The 8,924-nt window shown below is 64.5% G+C and carries 9 protein-coding genes; 2 read left to right on the forward strand and 7 right to left on the reverse strand.

Going from position 1 to position 8,924, the window contains the following annotated elements; all coding sequences use genetic code 11:
- Window positions 1–72 precede the first annotated feature (72 nt).
- Window positions 73–510: a FecR family protein gene (locus AC1RT8_RS16935; protein ID WP_493076816.1), complete on the forward strand. Its 438-nt coding sequence runs from the start codon at window positions 73–75 to the stop codon at window positions 508–510.
- Window positions 511–657: 147 nt separating this feature from the next.
- Here the strand turns inward: AC1RT8_RS16935 and rfbB are convergent, their stop codons facing one another.
- Complete coding sequence (gene rfbB / locus AC1RT8_RS16940; protein ID WP_493076817.1) at window positions 658–1,734, reverse strand: dTDP-glucose 4,6-dehydratase; 1,077 nt, start codon at window positions 1,732–1,734, stop codon at window positions 658–660.
- Entirely contained in the window at window positions 1,734–2,612 is an 879-nt protein-coding gene (rfbA, locus tag AC1RT8_RS16945; protein WP_493076818.1) for a glucose-1-phosphate thymidylyltransferase RfbA, read from the reverse strand. Before rfbA ends, rfbB begins: the two co-directional genes overlap by 1 nt.
- Before the next feature lie 131 nt (window positions 2,613–2,743).
- Here rfbA and AC1RT8_RS16950 point away from each other — a divergent pair, with 131 nt between their 5' ends.
- The gene (locus tag AC1RT8_RS16950) at window positions 2,744–3,742 is read left to right on the forward strand and encodes a GDP-mannose 4,6-dehydratase (RefSeq protein WP_493076819.1); all 999 of its coding nucleotides are present in this window, start codon (window positions 2,744–2,746) and stop codon (window positions 3,740–3,742) included.
- 9 nt (window positions 3,743–3,751) lie between these two features.
- Here AC1RT8_RS16950 and galU read toward each other — a convergent pair whose 3' ends face one another.
- The 5 genes from galU to AC1RT8_RS16975 form a co-directional block, all read right to left on the reverse strand.
- Window positions 3,752–4,621, reverse strand: coding sequence for a UTP--glucose-1-phosphate uridylyltransferase GalU (gene galU / locus AC1RT8_RS16955; protein ID WP_493076820.1), 870 nt, complete (start codon window positions 4,619–4,621; stop codon window positions 3,752–3,754).
- Window positions 4,622–5,101: 480 nt separating this feature from the next.
- On the reverse strand, window positions 5,102–6,187 hold the full coding sequence (locus tag AC1RT8_RS16960; protein ID WP_493076821.1) for an acyltransferase family protein: 1,086 nt from the start codon (window positions 6,185–6,187) through the stop codon (window positions 5,102–5,104).
- A gap of 43 nt (window positions 6,188–6,230) precedes the next feature.
- On the reverse strand, window positions 6,231–6,350 hold the full coding sequence (locus AC1RT8_RS16965) for a DUF2474 domain-containing protein (protein ID WP_493076822.1): 120 nt from the start codon (window positions 6,348–6,350) through the stop codon (window positions 6,231–6,233).
- Window positions 6,350–7,357, reverse strand: coding sequence for a cytochrome d ubiquinol oxidase subunit II (gene cydB, locus AC1RT8_RS16970; protein WP_493076823.1), 1,008 nt, complete (start codon window positions 7,355–7,357; stop codon window positions 6,350–6,352). Before cydB ends, AC1RT8_RS16965 begins: the two co-directional genes overlap by 1 nt.
- Window positions 7,354–8,760 carry a cytochrome ubiquinol oxidase subunit I gene (locus tag AC1RT8_RS16975; protein WP_493076824.1) on the reverse strand — a complete coding sequence of 469 codons (1,407 nt, stop codon included), beginning with the start codon at window positions 8,758–8,760 and terminating at the stop codon, window positions 7,354–7,356. The genes cydB and AC1RT8_RS16975 overlap by 4 nt, the downstream gene beginning before the upstream one ends.
- Window positions 8,761–8,924: the final 164 nt, after the last annotated feature.

Here is an 8,924-nt window from a genome sequence, read left to right on the forward strand (position 1 = left end):
TGGACAAAATCACGGCTTGAGGCTAATCCCAAGTCGTGAGCCTACTTCCAAGCGGTTCAGGAGGAGACTGATATGAGATTTTCGCGGGTAACCGCCGCCATCGTGATGGCGAGCCTTTCTTCACCGCTGTTTGCCGGTGCCGAGCAGTCGGTTGGCAAGCTGACGGCAGCCAGCCAGGGCACGTTCGTTTCGCGTGACGGCAAGCTGATCCCAGCAAGCGTCGGCCAGTCGCTCTATGCTGGTGATCGCGTCGTGACTCGCGGCCAGGCGAAAGCACAGGTTGCATTCCCCGGCTGCAACGTTCCGCTGGCACCGACCTCGGTGCTCTCGGTCAGCGCGTCGAGCTGCGCAACCGCTCCGAAGTCGTTCGCTCAGGACGGCGGCTCGAGCGACGAAGGCTCGGGTGGCGGTGGCGGCGGTGGCGTCGTTCTCGGCCTTGGCATCATTGCCGCCGGCCTCGGCGTCTACTTTGCTTTCAAGAATGACGATTCGAAGCCTGCCAGCCCGTAAGCGCTGCGGCAACGATCAGAAGATCAGGGGTCGGACGAAAGTCCGGCCCTTTTTCGTATGAGCCTTATCCGTAGGCGCACCGTTCCAGCGCGCGGCCACCAGGGCGAGGCACTTCAGATCCTGATCAAGTAGCGAACGCGAAACGCTCTAGGCGCGAAGGGGCGCGGCTGGCTGCTGCGTCGCGGACACGGCTTGACCCAGATACCAATCGATCGTTGCAGCCAATCCGGGAGTAAAGCGGATCTTCGCCTGCCACCCGAGTTCCTGCTCGATCTTCGCGGGGTCGATCGCATAACGCCGATCATGACCGGGCCGATCCGTGACAAATCGAATCAGGTCGCGCCGCGATCGTCGGTCGGCGAGCGGCGTCCGTTCGTCGAGCAGGTCACAAATCGCCGCGACCACGGCGATATTGCTATGTTCCTCGCGCGCACCCACCGCATAGCTCGCGCCGGGTGCGCCGGTCCGCATGATCGCCTCGAGCGCGCGCGCGTGATCGTTGACGTGCAGCCAATCCCGGACGTTCGCGCCATTGCCGTAGACAGGCAAGGTCTCGCCGCGCATGGCCCGGGTGATCGTCAACGGAATCAGTTTTTCCGCGTTCTGATACGGCCCGTAATTGTTGCTGCAGTTCGACAGGACCACGGGCAACCCATAGGTGTGGTGCCACGCCCGCACGAGATGATCCGCCGCCGCTTTCGAGGCCGAATAGGGCGATGACGGGCGATAGGGCGATTCTTCGCTGAAGCGGCTGTCGTCGAACGGTAGGTCACCGAACACCTCATCGGTCGATATATGGTGGAAGCGGAACCGCGCCCTTGCCTCGCCCTCCAGCGACCGCCAATGGTCGAGCGCCGCCTCGAGCAGGTGGAAGGTCCCGGTTATGTTGGTCTCGATGAAGATGGCGGGCCCATCGATCGATCGGTCGACATGGCTTTCCGCGGCGAGATGCATCACCGCATCGACCGCTTCATCGCGCAGCAGCGCGGCGACCAGCGATCGATCGGCGATGTCGCCCCGCACGAACCGGTAGTGGGGGGAGCTTTCGACCTCGGCCAGCGCGGTGAGCGACCCGGCATAAGTGAGCTTGTCGAGATTGATGACGCGGGTGCGGCCGCCGCGAATCAAATGCCGGCACAGTGCCGAACCGATGAAGCCGGCGCCGCCCGTCACCAGCACCGCGCGATCCGGCCGGGAGCCGACGATGTTGCGAACCGTCGCCATCACGCGGCCAGGGCGCATTGGCGCAGGTAAGAGGCATATTCCGTCTTGCCAAGCAGATCCGCGCGCGCCATCAGCGCGCCGCCATCAAGATAGCCGAGATCATGCGCAATCTCCTCGAGGCACGCGACCTTGATCCCCTGGCGCCGCTCGATCGTGCGGACGAAGGACGAGGCGTCGTGCAGGCTGTCATGGGTGCCGGTGTCGAGCCAGGCATAGCCCCGGCCCAGCCGCCCGATATCAAGCCGATCCTCGGCAAGATAGGCCTTCAGTACATCGACGATCTCCAGTTCGCCCCGCACGGACGGCGCAAGGCCCCGGGCGATATCGACGACCCCGGCTTCGCAGAAATACAGCCCGGTCAGCGCCCAGCTCGACTTTGGCGCCACAGGCTTCTCCTCGATCGCCAGCGCTTGTCCGCTCGCCGGATCGAAGGTGACGACGCCGTAGCGTTCCGGGTCAGTGACTTGATAAGCGAACACCGTCGACCGGCCCGCCTCCGCCGCGGCATGCGCCGCGCGGCATTTCGCGCCCAAGCCATCGCCGTGGAAGATATTGTCTCCAAGGATCAGCGCACAGGGTTCGCCCGCGAGGAAGTCTTCGCCGATCAGGAATGCCTGGGGCAGGCCCTGCGGCTCGGGCTGCTCGGCATAGGAGAGGTTGATCCCGAACGCCGTGCCGTCGCCAAGCAACAGGCGGAACATCGGCAGGTCGCGCGGCGTGGAGATGATCAGGACGTCGCGAATCCCCGCCAGCATCAGGACGGAGAGCGGGTAATAAATCATCGGCTTGTCGAATATGGGCAAAAGCTGCTTCGACAGTGCGAGCGTGGCCGGGTACAATCTCGTACCGGCGCCCCCCGCCAGGATGATACCCTTCATATGATTCCCTCAGGCCTCAACATTCAGCGGACCGGGATAACCGCAAATGGTTAAAGCGATCCGTCCATCGACCAGCGCTTGCCAATGAGAGCGCCTCTTCCTAGGCCCCGACGCGGGGAGCAAAGGACCTGATGCGTATTCTCGTGACCGGCGCGGCCGGCTTCATCGGCTTTCACGTGGCCCGGTGCCTGATCGCGGGCGGCGACACCGTCATCGGAATCGACAACCTCAACGATTATTACAGCGTCGCGCTGAAAGAGGCGCGGCTGGCTCAGCTCGCCGAGCATGGCGGGGATCGGTTCCAGTTCATCCGGGTCGATTTCGCCGACCAGCATGGCCTGGACGAAGCCCTGTCCAGTGTCGCGTTCGACCGAATCATCCATCTCGGCGCGCAGGCCGGCGTGCGCTATTCGATCGAGAACCCGCGTGCCTATGCCGCGTCGAATGTCACCGGGCATCTCAACATCCTCGAGCTCGCGCGGAGCCGGAAGACCGACCATCTGGTCTATGCCTCCTCCTCCTCGGTCTATGGCGGCAACACCGCGCTGCCCTTCCGGGTCGAGGACCGGGTCGATCATCCGCTCTCGCTCTACGCCGCCACCAAGAAGGCGGACGAGCTGATGAGCGAGACCTATGCGCATCTCTACCGCGTGCCGCAGACCGGTCTGCGCTTCTTCACCGTCTATGGCCCCTGGGGCCGGCCCGACATGGCGATGTGGCTGTTCACCAAGGCGATCCTCGCCGGCGAGCCGATCCGCGTGTTCAACGGTGGTGACATGCGCCGCGACTTCACCTTCATCGACGATGTCGTCTCTGGCGTGGTCGCGTGTGTCCGCAAGCCGCCGCTGGATGACGGCGCGCTCAAGGCCGGCGGCAGCGTGGCGCCGCATGCGATCTACAATATCGGCAATCACCGCGCCGAGGGGCTCGGCCGGCTGATCTCGCTGATCGAGGCGGCGTGCGGCCGCGAGGCGATCAAGATCATGGAGCCGATGCAGCCTGGCGACGTGCATGCGACCTATGCCGATATCAGCGCGATCCAGCGCGATGTCGGCTTCGAGCCGTCGACCACGCTCGATACCGGCGTGCCCCTGTTCGTTGACTGGTACCGGGATTATCACGGCACCTGAGGACGCGCCTCAGCGCAGCAGATCGACCGCGAAGGCACGCACCGAGGGGCCGATATCCTCGCGGCTCAGCGCGATGGCCAGATTGGCCTGCACATACCCAGCCTTGTCGCCGCAATCATAGCGACGGCCGTCGAAGGTCAGGCCGTGGAAGGGCTGGTCGCCGATCATGCGCGCCATGGCGTCGGTCAGCTGGATCTCCCCGCCCGCGCCTTTCTCCTGGGTTTCGAGCACGCGCATCACCTCGGGCTGGAGGATGTAGCGGCCGATCACCGACAGGTTGGAGGGGGCGGTGCCGGGCTTTGGCTTCTCGACCAGGCCCTTGACCTGGGTGAGCGCGCCGGCGCGCGCGCCGGGCGTGATCACGCCGTACATGTGCGTCTGATCCTCGGGCACTTCCTGCGCGCAGATCATGTTGCCGCCGACCTCCATATAGGCGTCGACCATCTGCTTGAGGCAGCCTGGCTTGCCGACCATGAAGTCGTCGGCGAGCAGCACCGCGAATGGCTCGTCGCCGACGATGTCGCGCGCGCACCAAACGGCATGGCCAAGGCCCATCGGCTCCTGTTGGCGGACATAGGCGACGGCGCCGGGCTTCAGGCGCGTCTGGTGGAGCAGCTCCATCGACTTGCCGCGATGCGCCATGGTCGTCTCGAGCTCATAGGCGATGTCGAAATGATCCTCGATCGCCGACTTGCCGCGACCGGTGACGAAGATCATCTGCTCGATCCCCGCCTCGAGCGCTTCGTCGACCGCGTACTGGATCAGCGGGCGGTCCACGACCGGCAGCATTTCCTTCGGCAGCGCCTTGGTCGCCGGCAGAAATCGTGTGCCGAGACCACCCACCGGAAACACGGCCTTGCGCAGCGGCTTGATCGTCATCTCGTCTCTCTTTTGGGGCTGGAGGCAATGGCGGCGCATCGAAGGAATCGACACACTCGCCCCTAGTCATGCGCCGCTCGAAAGGGAAGGACCTGCGCGCTGCAATGCATCAACCTGCTTCGGCCACGGCTAGTGCCAACAGACAGCGGGCCGCCTCAACGGCAGTCGATGCGTGATGAAGGAAGGGGTTTTCGGCGCGGCACGCAAGGGACAGGATTGTCTCCGATCTCTACGGCGCTGAGGCTCTGTAGGCGGCGCAATCTACACATAGATCCCGCCCCTCCTCGATCGGATCCTGCTCACAAAACGGACAGATTCCTGCAGCAGCCAATGATTTCGCACGTGCACGACGAGCTGCAAAGGCGGCGCGGAGTCGTTGGAAAACTTTCATCTAGAGATATTAATCCTGTCAGCGCTGGGGGTCCAGCGCTCACAAGGGTTGCCCCCTGAGACACGCCCGGCCGTCGCGAAGCTCCCAGCTCATCTGTCACCCGTCACGACGAGCAGCAAACGCGGCATCGTCTTTAGCAACAACCAATAAAGCAAGACGGCGAAAGCGACGATCACTGTCGGCATCACGGCGTAGACGGTCAGTACCGTCCCTGCGGTCATCGGCAGCATGCGGACCGCCAGTTTCTTGCCGATCGTGACCAGCGGCTCATGCACCGCGAAGACGAAGAAGGACGTTCCGGCGAGCCAGATAAGCGGACCGCGCCAGCGATCGGACTCTGCCATCCATCGGCTCGCTTTCAAGGCCAGCACCATGCCGACCGCGACCGTCGGCCGCAACAGATAGTTGAGGAGGCCTGTGCCATGGCCGAGATAGAAGCCCCCTAGCCCAAGCACGAAGAGCGGTGCGATCCACCAGCTGATCCGGTCGACCGCGAACAGCGAACCGCCCCGGATCGCGACTAATGCGCCGACATAGAAGAACAGGACCGGCTCTCCTTCCGGCAGCAGTAACGGCCACGCCGCAATTACCCATGCCCAGAGCAGGACGATCAGCACTGGCTTGGCAAGATAGCGGGCCGCCGCCCAGATCAGCGGCGAGGCGATGACGAGGATCATCAGGTCGCGGATGAACCAGAATTGATAGGCGATCGGGTAGCGGGTGAAGCCGAAGATGGCATCGACCATCTGGAAGGGCGACATGCTCCGCACCGCGAGGTTCTGGCCGTTGAAGAGCGGCGCAAGCGCGGGAACCGACTGCGCGACCGCGACCAGCACGAGCAGGGCGAGGTTCCAGAACAGGAAGGGGAGCAGCAGACTGCGCGCCCGCGCCTGCAGCTTGGCGCGATAGGTCGCCATGGAGAAGTGCACGCCGCGGAAGAACAGGAAGCCCGACATCAGGAAGAACAGCGGGACCGCGATGCGCGAGATCGATCCGGTGAAGACCTGAACGTCCTCGACAACCCTCGCATCGGCCAGCCCGCGCGCGCCATCGGCGAAATTGGCGGTGACGCCGCAGGCGTGGAGATAGACGATCAGGACGATGAGCGGAAAGCGCAGGACGTCGAGCCTTACGAGATGCCCATCATCCTTGCCGTCGATCTGTCGTTCCCCCATGCATGGTGCGGTAGCACGGCGCCAGTGGCGGAGAAAGGCGATCTCAGCCCTTGAGCCACCATCGGAGCAGGCTCGCCACGACACCAAGCACAGCGACGCTGGCCGCCCAGATCGCGGCCATCCAGGCGAGCCGTTTCCACAGGGGCGCCGTGTCCGCCCGCATCAATGATAACCGTGCGTGCCGACCTTGCCGCGGAACACCCAATAGGCCCAGCCGGTATAACCGAGGATCAGCGGCAGCATCACGCCGGCCCCGATCAGCATGAAGACCTGCGCGTTCTCCGGCGCGGCGGCATCCCAGATCGTCAGCGTGTCCGGCACGATGTAGGGATACATGCTGATGCCCAGCCCGACGAAGCATAAGGCGAACAGGGCAAGCACGAGAAGGAAGGGCGCCGACTGCGCGCCCCGCCCTAGCGCGCGCCAGAACATCAAGCCGAGGATCGCGACCAGCACCGGCACGGGCGCGGTCAGCAGGATGCCGGGCATGGTCAGCCAGCGGGTGTAATAGTCATGAGCCAGAAACGGCGTCGCCGCGCTGACCGCGGCGATGGCGATCAGGGTGATCACGCCGTAGCGCCGGGCGAGCCGATAGGCCTGTTGCTGCGCTCGCCCCTCGGTCTTGGCGATCAACCAGCAACTGCCGAGCAGGGCATAGGCCGCTAGGACGCTGGCGCCAGTCAACAGGCTGAACGGCGTCAGCCAGTCGAGCCAGGCACCACCATAACCGCGCCCGCTGACCTTCACGCCCTGGAGCAAAGCGCCGAGGATGATGCCCTGCGCCAGCGCGGCGACGATCGACCCGGCGGTGAAGCCGACATCCCAGAAGGCGCGGTGCCGCGGGTCGCGCCAGCGGAACTCGAAGGCGACGCCGCGGAACACCAGCCCAAGCAGCATGGCGATGATCGGCGGATAGAAGGCCGGCATCAGCACCGCAAAGGCGAGCGGGAAAGCGGCCATCAACCCTCCCCCGCCCAACACCAGCCAGGTCTCGTTGCCGTCCCATACCGGCGCGATCGCGTTCATCGCCACGTCGCGCTCCTCCCCGACACCAAAGGCCGGGAAGATGATGCCGATGCCGAGATCGAACCCGTCGAGCACGACATAGGCGAAGACGGCAAAGGCGATCAGGAAAGCCCAAATCATGGCGAGGTCATAATTGTAGCTCATGACGCTTCTCCGCCGCGCTGCGCAGGACCGGGGACGATCCCCGCCGTCCGGATCGGTGCATCGCCGAGCTCGGATTCACCACGCTCGACCCCCTTGTCGATCAGCCTGAGGATGTACCAAATGCCGGCCCCGAACACCGCGAAATAGACCAGCACGAAGGCGATCAGCGAGGCACCCACGGCCGGCGCAGCGAGCGGCGAGGCGCTGTGCGCCGTGCGCAGCAGGCCATAGACCGTCCAGGGCTGGCGCCCGACCTCGGTAGTGACCCAGCCTGCGATGACGGCGACGAAGCCCGCCGGGCCCATCAGCACGCCGGCCCGGTGCAGCCATTTCCAGTCGTAGAGCTTGCGCCGCCAGCGAGCGACCAGACTCCACAGGCCCAGGCCGAAGATCGCCAGGCCGAGGCCGACCATGATGCGGAACGACCAGAAGATGATCCCGACCGGCGGCTGGCGATCCTGCGGGACGGTATCGAGCCCGGCGAGCGGCGCGTTCGGATCATGCTTCAGGATCAGCGACCCGGCCTTCGGGATCTCGATCGCATAGTCGATCCTTCTCTCCTTCGCATTCGGGATGCCGAACAGGATCAGGGGCGCGCCGTGCGGGTGGCTGTCATAATGGCCTTCCATCGCCATGACCTTCGCCGGCTGGTGTTCGAGCGTGTTCAATCCATGCTGGTCTCCGGCGAGGATTTGAATCGGCGCGACGAGCGCCGCCATCCACATCGCCATCGAGAAGATCTTCCGCGCGTGCGGGTCGCTGCTGTCCCTGAGCAGGTGCCATGCGCCGGTCGCGCCGACGACCAGCGAGGTGGTGAGGTACGCGGCGATCACGGTGTGGACGAGGCGATAGGGGAAGCTCGGGTTGAAGATCACCGCCGCCCAGGATCCCGCGACCACGAACTGCCCCTGCGCGTTGATGGCGTAGCCGACCGGGGTCTGCATCCAGCTGTTGGCGGAGAGGATCCAGAAGGCGGAGATGGCGGTGCCCACCGCGACGAGGCAGGTGGCGGCGAAGTGCAGCTTGCGCCCGACCTTCTCCATCCCGAACAGCATCACGCCGAGAAAGCCCGCCTCGAGGAAGAAGGCGGTGAGCACCTCATAGGCCATCAGCGGGCCGATCACCGGACCGGCCTTGTCCGAGAACACCGCCCAGTTCGTGCCAAACTGATAAGACATGACGATGCCCGACACGACGCCCATGGCGAAGGTGACGGCGAAGATCTTCAGCCAGAAGCGGAAGATGTCGAGATAGAGCTGCTTGCCCGTCCGCAGCCACAGCCCTTCGAGCACGGCAAGATAGCTCGCCAGCCCGATCGAGAAGGACGGGAAGATGAAATGGAAGCTGACGGTGAAGGCGAACTGAGCGCGGGCCAGGACGATCGGATCGACGGCATCGAACATGGGCGCTTCCCCCTGGTTCGCTCAGGTCTGCGCCCGATCCGATCCTGGGGCAAGTGGACCGAATGCCCAGGTCGATCTATGCCTAGGTGTGATCTTTCGATAGGTTGTTCATCCGGTTCTGTCCGAGCAGACTGAGGTTGCGAAGCTTCAGCTGTCAGGAGGAA

This window comes from Sphingomonas sp. GW821-FHT10F11, assembly GCF_058809095.1.